Annotated in this window: 21 protein-coding genes; 16 read left to right on the top strand and 5 right to left on the bottom strand. The window is 51.2% G+C overall.

The genetic code is table 11. The features are described from left to right. Positions 1–114: 114 nt before the first annotated feature. The 10 genes from LQ229_RS00640 to LQ229_RS00595 all read left to right on the top strand — a co-directional run bounded on the left by LQ229_RS00640 (position 115) and on the right by LQ229_RS00595 (position 9,508). Positions 115–507: a phage holin family protein gene (locus LQ229_RS00640; protein ID WP_216539423.1), complete on the top strand. Its 393-nt coding sequence runs from the start codon at positions 115–117 to the stop codon at positions 505–507. A 201-nt stretch (positions 508–708) separates the two neighbouring features. Beyond that, complete coding sequence (locus LQ229_RS00635) at positions 709–996, top strand: Dabb family protein (protein WP_216539424.1); 288 nt, start codon at positions 709–711, stop codon at positions 994–996. Positions 997–1,136: 140 nt separating this feature from the next. Continuing rightward, complete coding sequence (locus tag LQ229_RS00630) at positions 1,137–1,571, top strand: HepT-like ribonuclease domain-containing protein (protein WP_230190684.1); 435 nt, start codon at positions 1,137–1,139, stop codon at positions 1,569–1,571. Positions 1,572–1,735: 164 nt separating this feature from the next. Next, positions 1,736–3,559 (top strand): sensor histidine kinase, encoded by a 1,824-nt coding sequence (locus LQ229_RS00625; protein ID WP_216539426.1) that lies wholly within the window; start codon positions 1,736–1,738, stop codon positions 3,557–3,559. Then, the gene (locus LQ229_RS00620) at positions 3,552–5,153 is read left to right on the top strand and encodes a response regulator (protein ID WP_230190683.1); all 1,602 of its coding nucleotides are present in this window, start codon (positions 3,552–3,554) and stop codon (positions 5,151–5,153) included. Before LQ229_RS00625 ends, LQ229_RS00620 begins: the two co-directional genes overlap by 8 nt. A 232-nt stretch (positions 5,154–5,385) precedes the next feature. After that, a complete protein-coding gene (locus LQ229_RS00615) occupies positions 5,386–6,702 on the top strand; it encodes an ABC transporter substrate-binding protein (RefSeq protein ID WP_230190682.1) in 1,317 nt (438 codons plus the stop codon). 94 nt (positions 6,703–6,796) lie between these two features. Further along, positions 6,797–7,696 carry a sugar ABC transporter permease gene (locus LQ229_RS00610; RefSeq protein ID WP_230190681.1) on the top strand — a complete coding sequence of 300 codons (900 nt, stop codon included), beginning with the start codon at positions 6,797–6,799 and terminating at the stop codon, positions 7,694–7,696. Positions 7,697–7,713: 17 nt separating this feature from the next. Further along, positions 7,714–8,526 (top strand): carbohydrate ABC transporter permease, encoded by an 813-nt coding sequence (locus LQ229_RS00605; RefSeq protein WP_230190680.1) that lies wholly within the window; start codon positions 7,714–7,716, stop codon positions 8,524–8,526. Positions 8,527–8,691: 165 nt separating this feature from the next. Beyond that, positions 8,692–9,150 (top strand): DUF948 domain-containing protein, encoded by a 459-nt coding sequence (locus LQ229_RS00600; RefSeq protein WP_230190679.1) that lies wholly within the window; start codon positions 8,692–8,694, stop codon positions 9,148–9,150. A gap of 19 nt (positions 9,151–9,169) precedes the next feature. Further along, a complete protein-coding gene (locus tag LQ229_RS00595) occupies positions 9,170–9,508 on the top strand; it encodes a YtxH domain-containing protein (RefSeq protein ID WP_230190678.1) in 339 nt (112 codons plus the stop codon). Positions 9,509–9,624: 116 nt separating this feature from the next. Here LQ229_RS00595 and LQ229_RS00590 read toward each other — a convergent pair whose 3' ends face one another. Beyond that, positions 9,625–10,377 carry a DeoR/GlpR family DNA-binding transcription regulator gene (locus LQ229_RS00590; RefSeq protein ID WP_230190677.1) on the bottom strand — a complete coding sequence of 251 codons (753 nt, stop codon included), beginning with the start codon at positions 10,375–10,377 and terminating at the stop codon, positions 9,625–9,627. Positions 10,378–10,773: 396 nt separating this feature from the next. Here LQ229_RS00590 and LQ229_RS00585 point away from each other — a divergent pair, with 396 nt between their 5' ends. Genes LQ229_RS00585 through LQ229_RS00560 form a run of 6 tightly spaced genes read left to right on the top strand, consistent with a single transcriptional unit; the run spans position 10,774 to position 16,432 of the window. Then, a complete protein-coding gene (locus LQ229_RS00585; protein ID WP_216539434.1) occupies positions 10,774–12,099 on the top strand; it encodes an ABC transporter substrate-binding protein in 1,326 nt (441 codons plus the stop codon). Further along, a complete protein-coding gene (locus tag LQ229_RS00580; protein WP_216539435.1) occupies positions 12,096–12,992 on the top strand; it encodes a sugar ABC transporter permease in 897 nt (298 codons plus the stop codon). Before LQ229_RS00585 ends, LQ229_RS00580 begins: the two co-directional genes overlap by 4 nt. Before the next feature lies 1 nt (position 12,993). After that, a complete protein-coding gene (locus tag LQ229_RS00575; RefSeq protein WP_216539436.1) occupies positions 12,994–13,821 on the top strand; it encodes a carbohydrate ABC transporter permease in 828 nt (275 codons plus the stop codon). Further along, on the top strand, positions 13,818–14,987 hold the full coding sequence (locus LQ229_RS00570; RefSeq protein WP_230190676.1) for an ADP-dependent glucokinase/phosphofructokinase: 1,170 nt from the start codon (positions 13,818–13,820) through the stop codon (positions 14,985–14,987). Before LQ229_RS00575 ends, LQ229_RS00570 begins: the two co-directional genes overlap by 4 nt. A 28-nt stretch (positions 14,988–15,015) precedes the next feature. Next, a complete protein-coding gene (locus LQ229_RS00565; RefSeq protein WP_216539439.1) occupies positions 15,016–15,882 on the top strand; it encodes a ketose-bisphosphate aldolase in 867 nt (288 codons plus the stop codon). 13 nt (positions 15,883–15,895) lie between these two features. After that, positions 15,896–16,432, top strand: coding sequence for a D-lyxose/D-mannose family sugar isomerase (locus LQ229_RS00560; RefSeq protein WP_216539441.1), 537 nt, complete (start codon positions 15,896–15,898; stop codon positions 16,430–16,432). 329 nt (positions 16,433–16,761) lie between these two features. Here LQ229_RS00560 and LQ229_RS00555 read toward each other — a convergent pair whose 3' ends face one another. The 4 genes from LQ229_RS00555 to LQ229_RS00540 form a co-directional block, all read right to left on the bottom strand. Further along, entirely contained in the window at positions 16,762–17,058 is a 297-nt protein-coding gene (locus LQ229_RS00555; RefSeq protein ID WP_216539442.1) for a hypothetical protein, read from the bottom strand. A gap of 29 nt (positions 17,059–17,087) precedes the next feature. Then, the gene (locus LQ229_RS00550) at positions 17,088–19,394 is read right to left on the bottom strand and encodes a thiamine pyrophosphate-dependent enzyme (protein WP_216539443.1); all 2,307 of its coding nucleotides are present in this window, start codon (positions 19,392–19,394) and stop codon (positions 17,088–17,090) included. 29 nt (positions 19,395–19,423) lie between these two features. Then, positions 19,424–20,431, bottom strand: coding sequence for a 2-oxoacid:acceptor oxidoreductase family protein (locus LQ229_RS00545; protein ID WP_216539444.1), 1,008 nt, complete (start codon positions 20,429–20,431; stop codon positions 19,424–19,426). Between the two features lie 230 nt (positions 20,432–20,661). After that, the gene (locus tag LQ229_RS00540; RefSeq protein WP_230190675.1) at positions 20,662–21,789 is read right to left on the bottom strand and encodes a phosphodiester glycosidase family protein; all 1,128 of its coding nucleotides are present in this window, start codon (positions 21,787–21,789) and stop codon (positions 20,662–20,664) included. Between the last annotated feature and the right edge of the window lie 2 nt (positions 21,790–21,791).

Below are 21,791 nucleotides of genomic sequence, written 5' to 3'. Positions count from 1 at the left end.
ATTTGTTGGTCCGCAAACTGCCGTATCGCACGATACGGCAGTTTCTTTTGTTTGCCCTCACCAAATCTATCATTTCTTCATAGAATATGATAAACGCGGCAAAGGAGGAGGGAAATGAATCAGACCATTTTCAACACGATATGCGGATTCATCGGGGCTGCCGCGACGTTCGCTTTCGGCGAGTGGAACCAGTTGCTCACCATTTTTCTCATCACGATTGCGATCGATTATTTCAGCGGCATTGCGGCATCGGTGAAAGAAGGAAGCGGACTGAACAGCCAGGTCGGATTTTGGGGGCTGGCCAAAAAAGCGTTAATGCTATTGATCATCATGTTGGCGCATCATATGGATTTGCTGTTTCACACCGATGTCATTATGTCCGGCGCCATTTATTTTTATTTGGCGAACGAGCTCATATCGATTACCGAAAATTACGGCAGAATCGGGCTTCCGTTGCCGGATAAAGTGAAACAACTTATCTCCGCGCTGAAACAAAAAGATCGTTAATTAATTGACGAATCAGACCAAATTGCAAGCGTTTCTCGTTCTATCGAATGCCGATTCCGGTATGAGCTTGAGTCGGCTCCAATTGTTCATCGATTTGTCAAATTGCCGATAAAATCAGTGCGGATTTACATATTCCGGTTGAGATGATTCGCTACTATGAGTACAATTAAAATAATGCGTCAATATGAGGGGGATAATGAGATGATAACCCATATCGTATTTTTTAAGTTAAAGGATCGCAGCCCCGAGAGCGTGCGGAAGACAGCGGACGTTCTGAATGCCATGCGCGGACAAATCCCGGAATTGCTGGAATTGGAAGTAGGCATCGACGTGCTGCACAGCGAGCGCTCTTACGATATTGCCTTAATTACGAAATTCGAATCGCTTGCGGCGTTGGAAGCGTACCAGGTTCACCCGGAACATGTCAAAGTCATCGAGCATATGGCGACCGTTCGCGAAAGCTCGGTAAGCGTGGATTTCGAAAGCTAGGAAAGAAGGGACCAAGTTGAGCGAAGATTTAGGACAAGCGTTTTTGGTTTTATTTGTGGTTGTTATTACGTTTGCAGTAACGATCGTATGGTTAAAGCGCAAGGCGAAAAAAAATAAATGACAGTTGCGGAGGGAACTCCTTGTATTACGTAAATCAGGAACAAATTGAACTTCGGCTGCGCTGCATCCCGGGCATTGTGGAAGCGATGCAAACGATTATGGCGGAATGGGACGGCGGCAAACTGATCGGACTCGCTCAAGAACGAGCGTTGCATTTGGCAATCGAAATCGTGACGGACGTAGGCAGCTATTTGATTGACGGATTTATTATGCGGGACGCCAGCAGTTATGAAGATATTGTGGAAATTATCGGGGAGGAAGGCGTATTTCCTTCAGATTTGTTGCAACCGCTAACAGAGCTGGTGCGCTTGCGCAGGCCGCTGGTGCAGGACTATTATGCTTGGAACGGCGAAGAGCGCCATCCGCTGCTTGAGGAACTGCCGGACGTCCTGCGCAGCTTCGAAGCCTCGATTCGCCAATATTTGGACAAAGAACTTGGAACGGTGAATAAGTAACGTTGGCGGCATGCCATATAGAGATTGCAAAACTTTGCGATCTCTATTTTTTATACTAAATAAGATATAAAAATGGCGGAGGGATGATGATACGATAGTGGTAAGATCCAGCCTTGCGGCCGGGTCTTACTTTGTTCGTACCTATACTTATGGAGATGATCAATATGGGGGCGCTTGGAAAGAGCATGCGGCATCTGAAGTCCAGCATTACCTATAAATGGATGCTGCTGCTTATTGCGATAACGTTAATCCCCTTGTTTATTTTGGGCGTGGTCTCCTATTCGATTACGAAGGACGCCATCGACAAGAAGGTCAAAGATTCTTCCAAGCAATTGATTAGGCAGACGGGGGAAAATATCGACATTCGGTTCTCGGGGTACAAAGATATGCTGATGCAGATGATTACGAACCCGGAAATTATGTCGTTGCTCCATAAAATCCAGCAGCGGGACGAGAGCGTTGTCGAGAATTTGTCGCTAACCTCCAAACTTGCTTATTTTACATCCGTCTCCCCGGAGTTTAAGTCCGTATCGTTTATGACGGAATCCATGTACATCAAAGGGATCTTCCGTTGGGACGACCAGGCGGAGCGCAAGGTTGATTTCTTTAACCGGACGATGTCTGCGGGGAATGACTTTGTATGGTTTCCGACACGGCTCGGGCTGTATTCCGACACGGCGGATAACCATGAAGAGTTGGTCTTCTCCGTTTCCAAGCAGGTATTCAATATTCACGACGGGCGGCAGCTTGGGATGGCGGTCGTTCTGGATATTCGGGAAGAGATGTTGAGCGATATTTTGAAAAAAAACGCGGAGAGCGAACTTCATACGGAAAGCTTCATTATCGATCGGAACGGCATTATTTTATCCCATGCGGATAAATCGATGCTAATGACTTCCGTGGAGCAGTGGTTCGACGGAAACGATAGTTCGTTTCTACATAACGACGCCATGGAGGACGGATTCGTCGCCCATTATAAAGGGAAAGAAGTCATGGTCAATTACTTGCAGCTCAAGAGCAACGATTGGAGAGTCGTGCATATCATCGAAAGGTCCAGCTTGTATAAGGATTCGGACCGGGTGATCCAGGTGATCGCCGTCATTATTTTGGCATGCGTGTTGTTCGCAATCGTTGCGGCCTATGCGATGGCGAGTTCCGTCTCCAGACCGCTCAAGCGGATGGTGAGAGCGATGAAGCAGGTCCATATCGGGAACTTGTCCGCCAGAATCGACAGGGACGCGAATCGAATCGACGAGATCGCAAGCCTTCAATACCATTTCAACGATATGGTCGAGAGGATCGAGGAATTGGTGGATGCGGTCTATCGGGAACAAAACAATAAAAGAATTGCGGAAGTAAAAGCGCTGGAAGCGCAGATCAATCCGCACTTTTTATATAACACGCTCGATGCGATCAAATGGACGGCCTTGTTTCAAAAAGCGAACAATGCTGCGGAGATGGCCCGTCTACTGTCCCGCTTGCTGCATATCAGCATTGGAAAAGGAGACGATACGGTGTTCGTGCAAGAGGAAATCGAGCATGTCGAGTGTTACATGGGCATTCAAAATTTGCGGGCGGCGGGCCGGATTGAGGTAAAATACGAGATCGCCGACGAGGTCAAGCTGTTTAGAACGCCGAAAGTGATTTTGCAACCGATTGTGGAGAATGCGGTGCTGCACGGCTTCGCCGACCATACGGAAGGCGGAGTTATTACAATCCGTTGCAGGCAGGATCGGGACCGTCTCATTTTCGAGGTAACGGATAACGGACGAGGATTCGAACAAGAGATGTACGCCTCCGCAAGCCAAGCTTGGGACGAGATGCCTAAAGGCGCTTCATTCCTTGGCGTCGGTCTATCCAATGTGGAGGAGCGCATCAAGCTGATTTGCGGCGCGGATTACGGGCTCGGCATCACAAGCAGGCCGGGCGAAGGAACCGCCGTCGTCATTACGCTTCCGATTATGAAGGGGGAAAGCAACCATGTATAAAGTACTGATCGTAGATGACGAACATTTGGTTCGATACGGCATCAAAGCGATGATCGATTGGGAGGATATCGGATTTAAGGTAGCGGGGGAAGCCGGCAACGGCAAGGACGGTTTGCTTGCCTTCGAGGAATTGTCTCCCGATGTCGTCATATCCGACATTAAGATGCCGGTCATGGACGGAATGGAGTTCATCGGCCAGGTCAGGGCCCTCGACAAGCAAGTGAAGTTGATTCTGCTCACTTGCCTGGAAGATTTCGATTACGCGCAGAAGGCGCTGCGGCTAGGTACGACGGATTATTTGATCAAATCGGATATGATGCCGATAGATTTGGAACGGGTCATGCTGAACTTGAGAACATTGCTTGACGAGGAACGGAAGGGTAGCGGTCAACTTGCCGAGCAGCAAGCGAGTGAGCCGTCCGCGCCAGAAACGATTGCAGCGGATGCGCTACTTATGGGGCTCGCGCACGGCACCTTGTCGGAGAGTCGCGTGACCGAAGCCAAGCTGTACGCTTCCGGCCTATCCGATTGGGAGGGCCGGCTTACGCTGCTCCATATCGGGATCGATTATATGGAGGAGTTGAGCCGGCGCTTAGCGGAGGGAGATCTAAGCCGGCTGCATACGGAAGCCGCGGAGGCCATTCGGGAGATTTGTGCCTCCAAGGGCTGCCGCAGCGAGCAATTTTCCGGCAGCGCGGGAGAATGGAATGTACTGCTCAAAGGCGCGGACAGCGACGCCGTAATGGAACTGGGGGCAAGCATCATCTCCCGCTTATCCGGCGATTGGGGCGTGTCGGCAACGGTAGGGGCAAGCGGCATGTTCCACTCGCTCGCTGCGCTTCGCGACGCCTATACGCAGGCGGAACGCCGCTACAAGCTAAAGTTGTTTCTCGGTTGCGGCATCGTGATCGGAACGGAGCCAAGGCATCAATCCGATCCGGGCAGCAGCCCGGCTCCGATGCTGAACAAGAAGCTCAACGAATATTTGTATTCGTTGGATAAGGAAGCGATGCGGCAATATGTGATCCGAATATTCGAAGACGCGGAAGCAAGGCTCGATTACGAGAGGACCCATTTGATTTCCATTGAGCTTTTATTGAATTTGACCAATATGTATTCGGAATTAACGAACGACCACGAATGGCTGTATGAACGGAAAAAGGAGCTGTATGACCAAATCAAAGGGCTTGAAACGCTGGAGGACCTGAAACGGTGGTTCGTCGAGGTGTACGAGGAGTTGATCCGGAAGCTGCGAAGCGTTTATTCGAGCGACAAAGGCGCCATTCCGAAAGTGATTGCGTATATCGAGCAGAACTACGACCAAGCGTTGTCGCTGCAGGTGCTCAGCCAGTACGTCCATCTGAGCAAAAATTATTTGGCTCACCTGTTCAAGAAGGAGACGGGCGAGGGGATCATTGATTATATTACAAGAATCAGGTTGGAACGGGCGAAAGTGCTGCTTCGCGGCACGGATTTGAAGAGCGGCGAAATTAGCCTCATGGTGGGCATACCGGATTCCAAATACTTCTCCAAGCTGTTCAAGAAGATGGTGGGTGCGACGCCAAGCGAATATAGAGAGGGAAGCGACGGTTAAGCATCCGTACATTTGACGCCGGCATCGTGAAATATTCCACTGGCACGGATTCGTTGGATGAATTCGTGCTTTTTAATAGAGCGGTATTTTACGACAGAATGCGCGGTTCATTCCGTTTCAGTATCGCATTGCAATGATTATGATTAAAGTCAGGAACGGGGTGTAGACGCTTACATCAAATATGCCGCGTTGCGCGCCAATCCGAATTTAATAAGAAAAGGGGAAACATCTCATGAAGAGAAACAAAAGATGGGCATCGATGTTGCTGACAGCGCTCGCAGGCGTCATGATTCTGGCAGGCTGCTCCGGGAAGGGGAATACGCCGGCGAATACGGAAAAACCGGCAGAGACGAACAACAGCGCAGCAGGAAACGGGACTGGCGCGCCGGTCGAAATTACGTTCTGGAATCTGTTCGGCGGCGGCGAAGGCGATTTCGTAGACCAAATCGTAAACGGATTCAATGAGTCGCAGCAGGAAGTTACGGTGAAGACGCTCAGACTCGAATCCAACGAATATTACGCGAAGCTGGGTACGGCGCTGGCGTCGGGCAAAGGACCGGACGTAGCCGTCGCCCATGCGGACCGGCTGGCTCCGTTCGTTAAGGCGGACCAATTAAGCGCGCTCGACGATCTCTCCGCCAAAGCGGATTTTAATTTCAGCGAGATTACGGATACGAACGTAGAGAGCGTGAGTTATGACGGCAAACCTTACGCCGTTCCGCTCGATACGCATTTCCATATGTTCTATTACAACAAAGATTTGCTCAGCCAGGCGGATTTGTTGAACGAAGACGGCACGCCGAAATTCGGCGACATTTCTCCGGAAGGCTTCAAGCAATTTCTGACGGAAATCAAGAACAAAGTGCCGGGCGTGACGCCGTTCGGCGTGAACACGCCATATTTCCACGAACCTTTTTACAATCTGTACTATCAAGCGGGCGGCAATATTTTGACGGAAGACCTTGGCAAGGCCGACCTGAACAACGAGAAAGCTGTAAACGTACTGAACTTTTACCTGGATTTGTACGATCAAGGACTTAGCGATATCAACGACAAAACGCCTTGGGATACGTTCCATAGCGGCAAATCCGCGACCTGGTTCGGCGGCGTATGGGAAGCGGGTTGGCATCTTGGCGAAGACGGGCTGAATGTCGGCATCGTATCCATCCCTCCGTTCTTCGGCAGCGAATCCCATTGGTCCGGCTCCCATACGCTCGTCATTCCGAAATACGTGACGGAAGAGAAGCAGGTTGCGGCCATGAAATTTATGAAGTACTTCACGTTGGAAGGCGGAAAAATATGGGCGCAAGCGGGCCATGTTCCCGCGGGCAAAGCCGTTACGGCAAGCGATGAATATTTGAACCTGCCGTACCGCGCCGAATTCATCGAGTCGCAGAAAACGGTGAAATACGCGCCTAAGACCGATCAATACAATGCGATTGATACGATCGTCAAGGAATGGCTTCAGAGCATCATTTTCAAAACCGTGACGGTCGAAGACGGATTGAAAGGCATGGAGAAGGAGATCAACGAGATCGTTCAGAACTAGTCGATCGTTGGGGAAGGGACTGCATCGAACGATGCGGTTCCGTTCCACCTTATAGAGAAAGGTTCGGTTCGCCGACCATTGGAGGAGGATGAATGTGAAAGCTCAGCATGGAGCCGGCATCGGGTGGAAGAGACGTCTTAAGCTTGAATTTTCGGCGTTCGCTTTTTTATCCCCATTTGTCATACCGCTTCTAGTCTTCTATATATGGCCGCTGCTTCGCGGAGTTTGGATCAGCTTTCATTCATGGGGAATTCTTGGTGTACAAAAGTTCGTAGGTCTCGACAACTATACGAAACTGCTGGGGAACTCCGATTTTTTCAAATATTTATGGAACAGCTTCTATTTCGTCCTGTTGGTTGTTCCCGCCATTATTTTGCTAGGTTTATTGTTGGCCCTATTAATTCAGCGGAAAATTCCGTTCCGGACGACGTTTCGGTCGATCTTCTTTCTCCCTTATGTTCTCTCCGTCTCCGTCATCAGCTTTATATGGCTGCGGATGTTCGACTCGAGGGACGGGCTTGTGAACGTCGTCCTCAATTCGTTGGGTCTGCCATCCGTCAACTGGCTGACAAACCCGGATGCGGCATGGTGGTCGATCGTCATCGCCACCGTCTGGTGGACCGTCGGTTTCGTCATGGTGTTGTTCCTGGCAGGACTGCAGGAAATCTCGCCGGATCTTTATGAAGCGGCTGACATCGACGGGGCGTCCGCGGCCCAAAAGTTCCGTTATATTACGCTTCCGGGGTTGTCTTCCGTGATGAAGGTGCAAATCTTCTTCCAGATCATCGCGGGATTGAAATTGTTCGGCCAAGTGCAAATCATGACGAACGGAGGCCCGGGGGACGCGACGAACACGATCATCCGTTACATCTATGTCACGGGATTCAAGAAGGATATGTTCGGTCTCGCGGCCGCGCAGTCTACGATGTTCTGCATCTTTATGCTGCTGATTGCCGCCGTTCAATACATGCTTATGAATAGAAAAGAATCGTAAATAGAGGGGGAATACAGGTGGCTCGAGCTGCAATCTATAGTCTGACCGTCTTATTGGCCGTCTTATTTGTCATTCCTCTAGTTTGGATGTTCGTCGTTTCCTTTAAACCCGAAGGCGTATCCGCCATCACGATCAAAGAATGGGTGGACTTCTCGGATTTGACGATACGAAACTACGAGAAGGTGCTTACGGAATCCCAAATTTTGAAATGGACATCGAATAGTTTGGTCATCGGCGCCATTACTACGGTTATTACGGTAGCGATTAGCTCGCTTGCCGCATTTGCGTTCTCGCGCAAATCGTTTAAGACGAAAGGTTTTTGGTTTATTCTGTGCGCTTCCGGCCTGCTCATACCGACGGAAGCGATGCTGATCCCGTTATACGAAACCGTGTTGAAACTCGAATTGCTCGATACGAAATGGGGCATTATTTTGCCTAGCTTAACGAATCCGCTCGGATTGATCTTAATCAAACAATTTATGGACGGATTGCCGAAGGACTACATGGAGGCGGCGCAAATCGACGGCTGCAAAGATTTTCGCATGTGGCGGTCGATCTATATGCCTTTGACGCGTTCGGCCATGGTTTCGATCGGCATCTTCTATTTCATCATGTCATGGAATAATTTCATCTGGCCGTACATCGCCATAAATTCGGAGGACAACATGGTACTCGCGACCGGGCTTCCGACATTCCTTGCCAATAACGTGCTGCATGTGAATACGATTATGACGGCCAGCGCGATTGCGGCCATTCCGACCATGGTTGTCTATATTTTTCTCCAGAAGCATATCGTTCAAGGCGTTTCCATGACTGGGGTGAAAGGATAATAAGAAGAAAGAGCATCCGGATGTCTGCGCCAGGGCATCGCGGGATGCTTTTTTTTGCGCGAAAACGGGTTGTCCGCTGTGTCAAGACGAGCTGCGCCTACTTATAATGTCAGTAAAGAAATGGGCATTCGCCCGTAAATGTCTGGATAACGAGGTGACATCGCCATGATCGAATGGAGCGTTGTTTGCGTCGCCGTCGCGTTCATCGCTGTGGCCGCGGCTGCCATATGGGTGCTGCGCACGGTGAATCAAACGTTTCTCAAAGCGCAAGCCGCGATCGAACAGTTGCAGGACGATTCCGAACAACTGCGGATCGAAGTCGAAGAGCTGCTCGAACGGGCGAATCGGACGTTTGGCAAGCTCGATGAGCATGTCCACGCCGTCGACCCTTTGTTCGCGTCCGCACGCGGGATCGGCGAGACGATTGAGCAGGTGACTGCCGAAGTTTCCGCGGTTTCGGCGACGCTGGCCGAGTCGGCCGTCGAGCATATCCGGCTTGCCCATGCCAGAAACGAGCAGCGAATCGGCGATTTGTTCGAATGGGTCGATTTCGGGTTCGGTCTATGGAAAAGATGGCAGCAGCACCGCTCGTCTTCGTCCCGGACGGATTCGCCGAATGCCTAATAACGAGGAGAGTGTGAGCATGAACGACAAAGGGAAAACATTTATGGTAGGCGCATTGATCGGCGGCATTGTCGGTTCGGTTACGGCTTTGCTGTTTGCGCCGAAGTCCGGACGCGAACTGCGCAAAGATATTAAAGAAGGAGCGCAGCAAGTCGGGGAGAAGACGCAGCAAGTCGTGAAACAAGTCAGCGAGCAAACGACCGCCTGGATCGGCAAAGCCCGAAGCAAAGCGGAAGATCTGGCCTCGCGGCGCCGGGGCAATCAAGAGGATCGTTCCGAACTCGAGGTTGCGGAAGTTTCCGGAGTTAAGGAGGAGGCGCAAGAAAGGGAGCTTGTATTGGAGGAAGTTTTGAAATAAAGCAATCAAGTACACATAGAAGACGTGGGAGCGCGCGGCGTTTCCCCGTCTTTATTTATGTGCAGGCATGAGAAGAGGACCGGATCCCCAGCCCTTCGAATCGATTTGATGCGAACCTATACTTTGACGAGATCGATCCCGCTTTTTTCTATTAATTGCGACCATTCCTGATCGACATTGCAATCTGAAACGATCACATCGGCGCTTTCCAATGGAGCGAACAAATGCAAGGAATGATGGCCGAATTTGGACGAGTCCGCCACGATATACGTTTTTTCACACGCCTGGGTCATACTGTTCTTAATTTCCGCCTCCGCAAAGCTTGCTGTCGTATATCCTTTTAGAGTAATGCCGCCAGTAGCGATGAAGGCTTTATTGACATAGATTTGGCTGAAAAAATCGCGGGACGACTTCCCGACGAACGATTGTGAATTTTTGCGCAGTTCGCCTCCGCACATCATGAGATGAATATGCTCGACATGACTGAGTACATGAGCGGCGTTTAAAGAATTGGTCACGACGGTGACGTTATGGATGTCCGATTTTGCCAGCGACACGGCGATTTGATAGGTTGTCGTTCCGGAATCCAGAATAATCGTGTCATTGGGTTGAATGAGCGACAAACAATAATCGGCAATTCGTTGCTTTTCCGCCCCCCGGTACGTTTCGCGCATTGGTATGGGAGGCTCATCCAAGTAGCGGATTCCGCCGTGAAAGCGGCGAAATTCGCCGGTCTTCTCCAATTTCTGCAAATCTCTGCGAACTGTCATATCGGAAACTTGAAAATAATCCATTAATTCCTGCACAGACAGGCTTCCTTTTTGCTTGATCATCTCGGAAGCCAGTTGCAAACGATGTTCCGACGACATAGTTACCCTCCGTTTAAAGCATAGCCCAAAGGCGATACATTATATTTGTTTATATAAACATATTAGATTACTGAACAATCATTGTCAATGCGAATCTGTTTGAAATAAAGCAATAAAATATAGAAATCCATCCTTTTGAGTGTAAGAAACCAAAAAATATTTTGTTCGAAATGTTTATTTTGTGTTGACTAACAAACATTTTGTTGTTAATATGAACTCGTAACTCGTGGTGGAAGCGAATACAATACGGAATATTTGTTTATATGTTTGTTTGGTTGTCGGGGTTGAATTCGTTTCCGGGAAGGGTTGCATACGTGAGCGAGGGGGGGAGCGGTATGTAGGCTGGCGTTCTTTTAAGATTCTGGTTCCGAGAAAAAAGAATGAGGAGGGTTCGTTTTGCGTAATTTTCATGTGATATCAAGTTTGATTTGTGTCGTCATGCTCGTTCTTTCCGGATGCGGCGGGCAAACGCCAAATGCCGGCCCGAGCGAAAAATCGCAAGCCGTCCAACAAAATCAGCAAGCGGAAAGTTCCGATGAGAAACTAACGATTCATTTTGCGGGAATCAAAACATTCGGCGAAGATTCCTGGACCGAATTGGTTCAGCGATTCGAACAGGAAAATCCCAATATCAAAGTAAATGTGACGCAGCTTCCCGCTCCTTCCAAGAGCACGGAGATACACCAATTTTTAGTGACCGCGCTGTCCTCAGGCCAGAACGATATTGATGTTTTCACCGGCGATGTGATCTGGGTGCCTGAATTTGCGGCGGCAGGATGGACCGAGCCGATGGACGATCATTTGACAGACAAGGACCAGTATTATCCGGGTGTGATTGAGGCGCTTACATACAATGGCGAATTGTCCGCCATTCCCTGGTACGTCGACGGAGGCATGCTCTATTACCGGAAAGACCTGTTGGACAAATATAACCTGCCCGTTCCGGCAACATGGGATGAGCTTATCGAAACGAGCCGATGGATTATGGAACGGGAAAACGATCCGAAGCTCCAAGGTTACGTATGGCAGGCCAAACAGGCGGAAGTGCTTGTATGCGATTTCATCGAATTTTTGACAAGCGCGGGCGGAGCCGTATTGGATCATAACGAACAAGCGGTCATCAATAGCCCCGAAACGGCAAAAACGCTAGAGCTGATGAAAAGGCTGCTCGCAGACGGCATAAGCCCAGCCTCCGTACTCTCGTTCGACGAAGAGCCGAGCCGGACCGTATTTACGGACGGGAATGCGATCTTCTTGCGCAACTGGTCGTATGTCTGGAACGTGACGCAGGATGAAAAAAGCTCGAAAGTGGCGGGCAAAGTAGGCGTTGCTCCGCTGCCGTCTTTCGACGGCACGAAGAGCGCATCTACGATGGGCGGTTATCAATTTATGGTGGCCAAAAATGCCAAACACAAGGAAGCGGCTATCCAATTTGCAAAATTTCTGTCGAGCGAATCTTCGCAGTTGTATTTCGCGCAAAAAGTGGCGTTTAGCCCGACCAGACCTGCCGTCTTGCAAAATGAGGAGCTTAAGAAGAACGATCCTTTTCTGGTGGAAATCGACAACGTATTTCGCGGGACGGTAGCAAGGCCGATCAGTCCGAAATATCCGCAAATCTCCTTGCAGTTGCAGGCGAATTTATCGGCTGTGCTGTCGGATAAAATGTCCGTCGACCAGGCGTTGTCGGAAATGGATAAACAAATCAAGGATATTGTGAAATGAAGAGGGAACGGAAATCAGCCGCTGTCGGATATCTGTTTGTCGCTCCGGCATTGATCGTTTTGGCGGTGGTTGGGTTTTATCCGTTGCTGCGGACATTGATTTTAAGTTTATACGACGCATCCTTTATCAATCCGGTTTCCGAGTTCGTCGGTTTCGGCAATTATATGCGATTGGGAAGCGATATTTGGTTCAAAAAGGCGTACGGAAATACATGGCTCTTTACGTTCGTTTCGGTTATGGGAGAAGCGCTGATCGGGCTCGGTATCGCCTTGTTGTTGGATCAGAAATTGCCGGGAAGAAAATGGGTTAGAGTCAGTATTTTGATTCCTTGGGCCATTCCGACGGTCATATCGGCGAGCATGTGGCAGTGGCTGTATAACGCCGATTTCGGACTAATCAATTATCTATTAACGCAAATCGGAATCGTCGACTCGTATCAGAATTGGTTAGGCGAAAGTTCAAGCGCATTATGGGCTGCGATTGCCGCCGACGTTTGGAAAACGACCCCGTTTATGGCGCTTATATTGCTTGCCGGATTGCAGACGGTGCCGGAAGAGATTTACGAGGCGGCCGATATGGACGGAATTCGTTCCTGGCAGCGTTTCTGGCATATTACTCTCCCGTTGCTTATGCCGATTCTATTAACCGCGCTGCTGCTAAGGGCGCTGGACGCCTTTCGGGTATTCGACCTGATCTATGTACTGACAGGAGGCGGTCCGGCCAATTCGACGGAAGTGCTGTCCAGTTACGCCTATAAAATTACCTTTTCGTCCACGCAGGTTGGGTACGGGGCGTCCATGGCGGCGGTAATGGCCGCTTCGGTGCTTGTCTTCGCGATCCTTATGCAGCTTTTACTTAAACGAACTTATGCCCGAATTGAAGGTGATAGCTAACATGGCATTGCGCAATAAGCCTGTCAAATTCATATTATTGCTGCTGTTTTCCATTGTCGTTATTTTGAATATCGGACCGTTCGTATGGCAAATCGTTACGTCTTTCAAGCTTGATCGGGATTTGAACTCTTTGCCGCCGCTGCTGCCGCCCGAAATTACATTCGATCACTATATGAACGTATTTTCGTCCACTTTTATTCGTTTTATCGTCAACAGCGGCGTCGTTGCGATTAGCGTGACGATTGTCTGCCTTCTGCTTGGCAGCATGGCAGCGTATGCGATTGCGAGATTGCCGATCAAAGGGAAGGGATTCGTATTGGGATTGTTTCTCGCCACCTCGATGTTTCCGCAGATCGCCGTCGTCAGTCCGCTGTACGTTTTAATCAGGCAAATGGGTTTATACAACACTTATCTTGGCCTTATTTTATCGTACATGCTCTTCTGTTTGCCGCTTTGCGTGTGGCTGTTGCACGGTTTTTTCCGCGATTTGCCGCGCGGGCTGGAAGAAGCCGCAGCAGTCGACGGGTGCGGAATCATCCGCACATATTGGCAAATCGCGCTCCCGTTGGTTATGCCGGGGCTGGTTACGGCGGGCTTGCTCGTTTTCATCGCTTCTTGGAACGAATTTCTGTTTGCGCTGACACTGACCAACAACGTTCAAGTACAGACGATTCCGGTGGGAATCGCTCTGTTTCCGCAAATGTTTTACGTACCGTGGGGGGATTTGTCGGCGGCTTCGGTGGTCGTAACGTTGCCGTTAATTTTGCTCGTCGTCCTGTTTGAAGGGAAATTAACGAAAGGCTTGGTCGGAGGTGCGATTAAAGGATGAAGCGTATCGCATGCGGACTAACGGCAAATGTGGATGCCGCCGGACATTGGAACGAGGGGTTGTCCGAGCAGATCGCCGGACTGTGCAAACGAAATTCGGAGGCGGCCGTTCCGCCGAAGCCTTTTTTGCATCATTGGGACGAGGTGGCGGGCGCTATTCGTTGGCATGAGCGGGAAGGGAGCGGCGGGGAGTATATCGTTGCCGACGAACGGATCATGACGGCATTGGCCGAAATGTCGGATTGGAAATGGGCCGTCGGCGGAACGGGGCTGCAAGCTGCGGCAGCGGCTTGCCGGGCCGGATTCGGCGCGCTCGTGAATATTCCTTCGTGGTCGAACGATTATAACTTTTTGTTGGATCATAACGAAATGGAATTGGCCGTGAAACGGCGGGGCGCCGTTCCAATCCACTATATCGTGGAATACGATAACGGTTCGGCCTCCAATCGCGTTATTTTGCGCGGAATGAAAGAATTTGAAGGGGGAGTCTTCGCCCCCGGCTTTATCGAGGCGTTGGAAAATGCGAACGGTCCGTACCGTTGGTTGCTTCTGTCGGGCTATAATGCCGCCGATTCTTCGTCCGAGACGATGGAGTTGCTCGAGGAAACGAAACGGGCTTTGACGCATCTCGGCGCAAATCGCCCGCCAACGCATCTGGAACTGGCGGCTATATCTTCCAACAGCGATCAACTGCGCATTATCCGCGAGCTTGGGCCGCTCGTGCAAAGCCTCGGATTAAACGAGGACGAAATCCGCGAGCTGTACGGTTTGGAGCGCCCCCTGTTGGAACGGGACGACGATGAGCTGATCGACCTGTTGATCAAGGCGCGGCATCGTTTCGGCGTCGAGCATCTCATCGTCCACACGCATCAATTTGCGGCCTGCATCTCCGCCCAAGGGTTTGCGGGATGGGAAGAAGCGCTGCGGAACGGAGCGAGATTCGCTGCGGCGAGAGCCGCGAGCGGACGGTTTTGCAGCATGGATGAAATCGAACGTTGGGAAAAGGAGTTGCCTATGCATCCCCGCGGCATTCGATTAGCATCTTATGCCGAACGTTTAGAGACGGCGGCCGTCGTCCCGGCATTGAAAGCGGAGGCTGTAAGTACGGTTGGGTTAGGCGATACGTTCACGTCCGGACTGCTGCTTGCCGCGCCGCGGCTAACATAGAACTTAAAAACAAGGGAGAGAAGTCACAATGTTAATCACAATGAAAGAAATGCTGTCCGTAGCTTATGAACGAAAATTTGCGGTGGGAGCGTTTAATATCGGGAACGGAGAGTTTTTGCGCGCGATTTTGGAAACGGCCGAGGCGAACGAGTCTCCCGTTATTCTGGCGATCCATCCGTCGGAGCTTGCCTTTTTGACGGACAGCTTTGTCGCCTATTGCCGGGAAGCGGCGCAGAAGGCGGCCGTACCCGTTGTCATTCATCTGGATCACGGCGGCGACAATGCCGATATGATCCGGGCGCTCCGTTGCGGATTTACCTCGGTCATGATCGATGCTTCCAAATACAGTTTTGACGAAAATGTTCGCATGACGCGCGAAGCGACGGCCATTGCCCACGCCGCAGGGGTATCCGTGGAGGCGGAACTTGGGACGGTAGGGCAAGCGGAAGGAAGCATTGAAGAAGGGCATGACGAGATTTTGTATACGGATCCCCGGGAAGCTGCGGAATTCGTTTCATTGACCGGAATCGACTCGCTTGCCGTAGCGATCGGAACCGCGCACGGGATGTATCCGAAATCGAAAAAACCGAAGCTGCAGTTAGACCGATTGCGGCAAATCGCCGCTGTCGTTCCGGTACCGCTCGTTTTGCACGGCGGTTCGGATAACAGCTCGGAGGAGGTGGCGCAGTCGATTCAATTGGGGATCAGCAAAGTCAATATTTCCAGCGAAATGAAAAAGGCGTTTTTCACGCAATTGCGAGCCAATCTCGAAGCGCGCCCGAACGAATACGAACCGACCGTATTGTTCCCGGCGCCGATCGACGCGGCGAAAGCGCTGATTGCGCAAAAAATGAATTTATTCGGTTCGGTAGGGAAAAGCAGCCTTTACCGGTAAGGAGTGAGATCGGATGGTGGAAGCGGATCGTAAGCAAGACGCCGTTAGGCGAGCGATCGACATGTTGGCTGAGGCAGGTTTTGTATTGACATCGGAGGAGCGCTCCCGCATCGAAGTAACCGATTTCGGATTGGGAGATTTGCAGCGGACCGGCCTGCAATTGTTCACTTACGTCAATTGCTCGAAGTATTGCGCCAAGGAACTTGTTCTTTTCCCGCGGCAAACATGCGCGGAACATTTACATCCTCCTATCGGAGAATCGTACGAGGGAAAACAGGAGACGTTTCGCTGCCGGGCCGGAACGGTGCATCTGTTCGTCGAAGGGGAGCCGTCGACGAATCCTCAGGCCGTGCCCCCGGCAGGAGACGAAGCGTATTATACGGCCAAGCATGAGATTGTGCTGCACCCGGGCGATCAATATACGATCATGCCGAATGTGAAGCATTGGTTTCAAGCCGGGGAGCAGGGAGCGATCGTAAGCGAATTTTCAACGGTAAGCATGGACGAATTCGATATCTTTACCGACCCGCGGATCGTACGGATTGAGTAGTAGAATAGAGAACCACCTGGATGTTTCCGGGTGGTTTCTTTCTATACGTGGGAATGGGACTGTCCGATTTCGGCCTTTTGTGGAAATCCCTTTCGCTCAGAAAAGCAGTTTCTTTCTGTTTTCGCAGCGGCCCATATGTTGTTTCCTCCGTCTACTGAACGAGAGGGATACCGACAAAAGGCGGGATAAGAAGAAACGAGATCAACATAGAATCAGGAAAAGGGAGCGAGTGGCTAACCGTTCTGAGGAATGATGACGGTGGGAGCAGGAGGGACGCCCAAGATGGAAGGGCACAGATGTCCATGCATCTGTGCCCTTCGTGCGTTCGCCTATTGGCTTCCTTCCCTTTGAATGACCGGCTTCGATTCGTTATCCAAATATAACCGATTGGCGGGATCGTTCTTAAGCTTGACGTTGCATAGCTTCATCACGCTCTCGTCCATTTCCTTCACCGTCCAACCTTCCGGATTCGAAACGCCGTGGGTCGTCAGTATATGCCCCAATTGCTGCAACGCGCTTTCCCGATCGTCCCAGAACGCCACGCCGTAATATTCCAGGTCGTAATGATTGACAAGCTTGCAGGTGAAAACCCGCGACGACGGCGCATGCTGTAATATAAACGGCAAGGAGAACTCCTCCCATCTTCGAGCCAATATTATAGATAAGGACTTTCGTGCTTCGCTTTCAACATGTTCCAGCGGCGCTCCACCTCGAGCTCGAACGATTGCAGCGCTTCGGCGTTTTCCGGCTTCGTTAAATGTCTCGTTTTGCCCATCGTTTTGAGCCATTCCGCCAGCGGAATCTTTTTGTTCTTTTCTTCCGGATTATAGGTAATTGTCGTTACGCCGCGTTCGACTTCGTAAAGCGGGAAGAAGCACGAATCGACGGCCGCGTCGACGATTTCCGTTCCCAATTTATCGTCGGACAGCCAGTTGAGCGGGCAAGTAATTAATATTTTGCCGTATACCAATCCTTCGTTTTGCGCATACCATTGCGCTTTGGCCGCTTTCTTGACCAAATCTTGCGGGAATGCCTCCGATCCCGTGAAGACGTATGGAATATGCGTAGCCGCCATAATTTGCGCCGTATCTTTATGATGGAACACTTTCCCCGCTTGGTCCGAACCGACGTTGGAAGTGGACGTGCGATGGCCGAGCGGCGTCGAGTACGACAGTTGCGCGCCCGTGTTCATATAACCTTCGTTATCGTATTCCAGAATAATCATTTTATGATTGCGCAGCGCCGCGCCGATGGCCGGCCCCATGCCGATGTCCATGCCGCCGTCGCCTGTAATCATGACGAACGTGAAATCGTCCGGCAAATTAAGGTGGGCCAGTTCGCCTCTACGTTTGCGCTCCCAGAACATTTCGACTACGCCGGACAACGTCGCCGCCCCGTTCTGAAACAGGTTGTGAATATAAGTCGCTTTATGCGAGGAATAAGGATATCCGGTTGTGACGACCATTGCGCATCCGGTATGGAAGAGAGCGACGATATCTCCTTCGATGCCTTTGAAGAACAGCTCCAAGCCGGAGAAAATGCCGCATCCCGGACAAGCGCCGTGCCCCGGCGCGATCCGTTTCGGTTTTTTCGTCAGCGCGCGCAGCGGCGGCATTTTGACATTGACTTTGCCCGTCGATTCGTCCGGCGTCACCGTAATGAGCCCGGTGTTCAAATCTTCGTATTTCATCGGGTTCAGGACGCGTTTCGGCGCCTTGGCCGGATCGCCCGGCGTATGGCCGTAATAATCGAACGGCACTTCGACCTTGCCTTTGTTCATGGCGTCGATGGCGAACCCGAACAGGTTATGGCCGTCTTCGGCGTAGAAATCTTTGCCTCCCAAACCGTAGATGCGGCTGATCACCATCGTCGAATGATTGCCGTGCGTGAACAGCGCGGCTTTAATCTCGTTGACCATATTGCCGCCATGCCCGCCGTACGAGTCGGCGCGGTCGCCGACCGTCACCGCTTTGACATTCTTCAACGCTTCGGCGATTTGCTTCTGCGGGAACGGACGAATCATATTCGGCGCGATCGAGCCGGCTTTAATGCCTTTGGCCCGCAATTGGTCGACGACGTCTTTAATGATTTCCGAAGCGGAGTTCATCAGGAATACGGCCACCTCCGCGTCTTCCATCCGGTACAGGTCGAGAATCGGATAATCGCGTCCCGTCAGTTCCGCGTACTCTTGCCGGATCCGTTCATAGACGCCTTCCGCCTTATACATCGCTACCGATTGCTGATAGCAGTTGTTGATATAGTCCGGTTCGTTCATATAAGGTCCGACCGTAATCGGGTTGTTGCGGTCAAGGGTGTCCGGGAAGCCAGCCGGCGGTTGTTCTCCGACGAACTTCAAGACATCCTCGCGATGCGCGAACGTCTGGACGCGGCGTTTCTGGTGGGAAGTGAAATAGCCGTCCGATGCGACGAGCACGGGCAGCCGCACCTCTGGATCTTCGGCAAGTTTGAGGGCGATAATGTTCATGTCGTAGACCGCTTGCGGATCGCGGCACATTAATATCGGCCAGCCTGTATTGAGCGCGTAATACAGATCGGAATGGTCGCCGTGAATATCGAGCGGACCGGATACCGACCGGCATACGAGATTCATGACCATAGGGAAGCGCGTCCCCGATTGGACGGGCATTTGCTCCAGCATATATAAGTATCCGTTGGCGCTCGTCGCGTTAAAGACGCGCCCACCGGCGGTCGACGCTCCGTAGCAGACGCCGGCCGAGCCGTGTTCGCCGTCGGCGGGAATAAGCTTAATGTCATGTTGTCCGTTCGCTTTCATTAAATCCAGAAATTGCGCGACTTCCGTAGAAGGGGAAATGGGAAAGTATCCCATAATATGGTAGTTGATCTGATGCGCCGCGTATGCGGCCATCTCGTTGCCGGATTCGTATACGATCCGCTGCTCCACTTTCGCTTTCCCTAACTCTTTTTTGACGTCAATGGCCAATTTGGATTCCACCTTTCAAACGACTATTTTCAATTCACGGCTAAATCGAAACGGTGAGGCACGCGATGCGCTTCCGCGTAACCGTCTTCCTCCCTTTCGTCGGTCAAAGCTTCCGTCGGGCAAGCTTTGACGCATTTCAGGCAGCCTTTGCAATATTGATAGTCTATGCCCTGCAGAAACATTTGCGGGCGGCCCCTCTTGTCCAATTGCTCTTCCCATACGAAGCAAAAATCGGGACAAACGTTGTCGCAGGCGGCGCAATGGATGCATTTGTCCTCGGCGAAATGCGGCATCATCCCGGCGCGGGAGATGCTCAGATCCTTCAAGATGCTGTTGCCCGGATTCGTAATCGTTCCGCCGATCGGCTGCGTCTCGTAACCGAGAACCGGAGTATCTTGCCGTACGAACGCCGGCATTTGCATGCCTTCGGGAAGATCGAACGTTTGAAAACGCACTTCGTTATAACCTCTTTCAAATGTGCGAAGCGCAGGTTGAACCGCCTGCGGATATTTCTTCTCGAGCGATTTGCGGATAACCGCTTTCATCGTTTCGGGATCGAGAAAATCGCAGAGACGGAACAGAGCCCCCAGCATCGCCATATTCGTTCTGTTCTTTTCTTCAAGCGCGATGCCGATCGCGTCGACTACCGCAATCGTACCGCCTAGCAATTTCATCTTCTCTTTCAATTGTTCCGGTGTTTTCGTGGAGTTGACGAGGACAATGCTATCTTCGTATATACCACTGATCACATTGACGGTTTTCGATAACGATTCGTGGAAAATGCCGACGACATGCGGTCTTTCGACCGGCGATGCGTCGCGAATGTTGGTGTTCGTATCGCAAAACCGGATGTGAGCTTTGACGGGAGACCCTTTTTTCTCCGAACCGTAAGAGGAAAAGCTGACACCGTTGAGTCCGACACCAACTACGCCTGCTTCGGCGAGCATTTTTCCAGCTAAATTTGCACCCAGTCCGCCGATGGATTCGAGCCTGATTTCAAAAAAGCCTAGTTCGTTCAATTTGGGCAAAGTAACCATCCTATTACTCCCTTCAAAAGAATGATGAAATAGATGTATAATTCTAATTTTAGCAGTATTTCTCAGGCGAGCCAACTATTTTATTGCCTAAAAGCTGGAATTGCCCTAAAATAAATACCCTCGCACGCAAGCACTGAGGGTATTCGTACCAATATAGTATATTTCATTAACATCCGGTTTGTGTGTGAGAAAGATCACGACACTTTTCGCCGTCTTCCGGCTGCGAACGTTTATCTCTTTATTTTTTTGCCGGGATCTATTTTGCTCGGATCAAGCCCTTCCCAAATGTTAGGGACGTCGACCGCATCCGGATCGTCAAAGACGAGGAACGCCGTCGGCAAATACCGTTCGCCGTATTTGCTCGCCGGGCTGTTCACGATTTCATTGTCTTTCACCAGCACGGTCGACGATCCGCCGTCGAGGTTCGCGGCGATCACGGCGCCGTTGTCCAGCATCACTTGCTGGCAATCGTACAGGTTAGCCCCAACGCTATGGGTTTGACGTCCGTCGATGACTAGGAACATAATCGCGCCGTCTTCGCGCTGGCCCATTACCGTACGGGGGGCGATGCCCCATCCGTCGTCGGCGTTTTTCACCAGGCCTTTGCCGTTGACGATAATGCGCGGGGAGAAGCTTACCGCCTCCTTGACGCCCATTTCCTCCATCTCATCCAGCGTATAATTGCCTGCTACCATTTTCCCGTTGCGGTCGATGCCGACGATTTGTACTTTCTTTTTCGAGCCGAGGCCGTTGTAATAGATTTTCCCGTTTGCGATGACCAAACCGATCGGCTTAAATCCGTTTCCTTTCCACTCCGGATCGGCGAATCCGCCCGCGTTGACTCCGGCGATCGCCCCGGTGCGGCTCACCATGCTCGATACTTTCTCGCCCATACCGACGCGATTGGGGACGACGATCCGAATTTTGGTCGGATCGTTCACGATCATCAAATAGCCTTTATATCCGTTGCCGCTAACCGGCTTGATTTCCACCAGTTCCTTATGTTCGACTTCGGGAACCGGCGCTATTTCGTGCAGATCCTCTTCCTGTCCCATTTCTTCAAAACGATGATTGTATGCTTCCACCCGTCTTTTCAATTCTTCTTCGCCAATCACATATTTCGCCCAATGGCGATGCTGCGTCGTGATGAGCGTATCGGCAACCAAATAGCGAAACTGCGTGCCGGACGGAGTGAAGAACGCCCAGACGGCGGCGGCCGTCCCGATCAGACAAAGAGCGATGAAGAGCCGCCGGACAAAGCGAACGAAGGCATTGCGCTTGCGCCGTTTCCTCATTCGATCTTTGCGGCTGCCCGTAACCGTCGCCGTTGCCGGCGTTGCGTTTGATTCCAGCTTCATAG

The organism is Paenibacillus sp. CECT 9249 (assembly GCF_918697855.1).
GTDB lineage: Bacteria > Bacillota > Bacilli > Paenibacillales > Paenibacillaceae > MSJ-34.
The sequence above is the reverse complement of the archived record's forward strand: the minus strand, read 5'-3'. Positions and strand labels throughout refer to the sequence as shown.

Excerpts from the sequence above, each read along its gene's own strand:
- LQ229_RS00600 (WP_230190679.1), top strand. The coding sequence starts at position 8,692 with ATGATCGAATGGAGCGTTGTTTGCGTCGCCGTCGCGTTCATCGCTGTG.
- LQ229_RS00640 (WP_216539423.1), top strand. The coding sequence starts at position 115 with ATGAATCAGACCATTTTCAACACGATATGCGGATTCATCGGGGCTGCC.
- LQ229_RS00615 (WP_230190682.1), top strand. The coding sequence starts at position 5,386 with ATGAAGAGAAACAAAAGATGGGCATCGATGTTGCTGACAGCGCTCGCA.
- LQ229_RS00570 (WP_230190676.1), top strand. The coding sequence starts at position 13,818 with ATGAAGCGTATCGCATGCGGACTAACGGCAAATGTGGATGCCGCCGGA.
- LQ229_RS00575 (WP_216539436.1), top strand. The coding sequence starts at position 12,994 with ATGGCATTGCGCAATAAGCCTGTCAAATTCATATTATTGCTGCTGTTT.
- LQ229_RS00635 (WP_216539424.1), top strand. The coding sequence starts at position 709 with ATGATAACCCATATCGTATTTTTTAAGTTAAAGGATCGCAGCCCCGAG.
- LQ229_RS00625 (WP_216539426.1), top strand. The coding sequence starts at position 1,736 with ATGGGGGCGCTTGGAAAGAGCATGCGGCATCTGAAGTCCAGCATTACC.
- LQ229_RS00545 (WP_216539444.1), bottom strand. The coding sequence starts at position 20,431 with ATGGTTACTTTGCCCAAATTGAACGAACTAGGCTTTTTTGAAATCAGG.
- LQ229_RS00565 (WP_216539439.1), top strand. The coding sequence starts at position 15,016 with ATGTTAATCACAATGAAAGAAATGCTGTCCGTAGCTTATGAACGAAAA.
- LQ229_RS00580 (WP_216539435.1), top strand. The coding sequence starts at position 12,096 with ATGAAGAGGGAACGGAAATCAGCCGCTGTCGGATATCTGTTTGTCGCT.
- LQ229_RS00620 (WP_230190683.1), top strand. The coding sequence starts at position 3,552 with ATGTATAAAGTACTGATCGTAGATGACGAACATTTGGTTCGATACGGC.
- LQ229_RS00560 (WP_216539441.1), top strand. The coding sequence starts at position 15,896 with ATGGTGGAAGCGGATCGTAAGCAAGACGCCGTTAGGCGAGCGATCGAC.
- LQ229_RS00595 (WP_230190678.1), top strand. The coding sequence starts at position 9,170 with ATGAACGACAAAGGGAAAACATTTATGGTAGGCGCATTGATCGGCGGC.
- LQ229_RS00540 (WP_230190675.1), bottom strand. The coding sequence starts at position 21,789 with ATGAAGCTGGAATCAAACGCAACGCCGGCAACGGCGACGGTTACGGGC.
- LQ229_RS00590 (WP_230190677.1), bottom strand. The coding sequence starts at position 10,377 with ATGTCGTCGGAACATCGTTTGCAACTGGCTTCCGAGATGATCAAGCAA.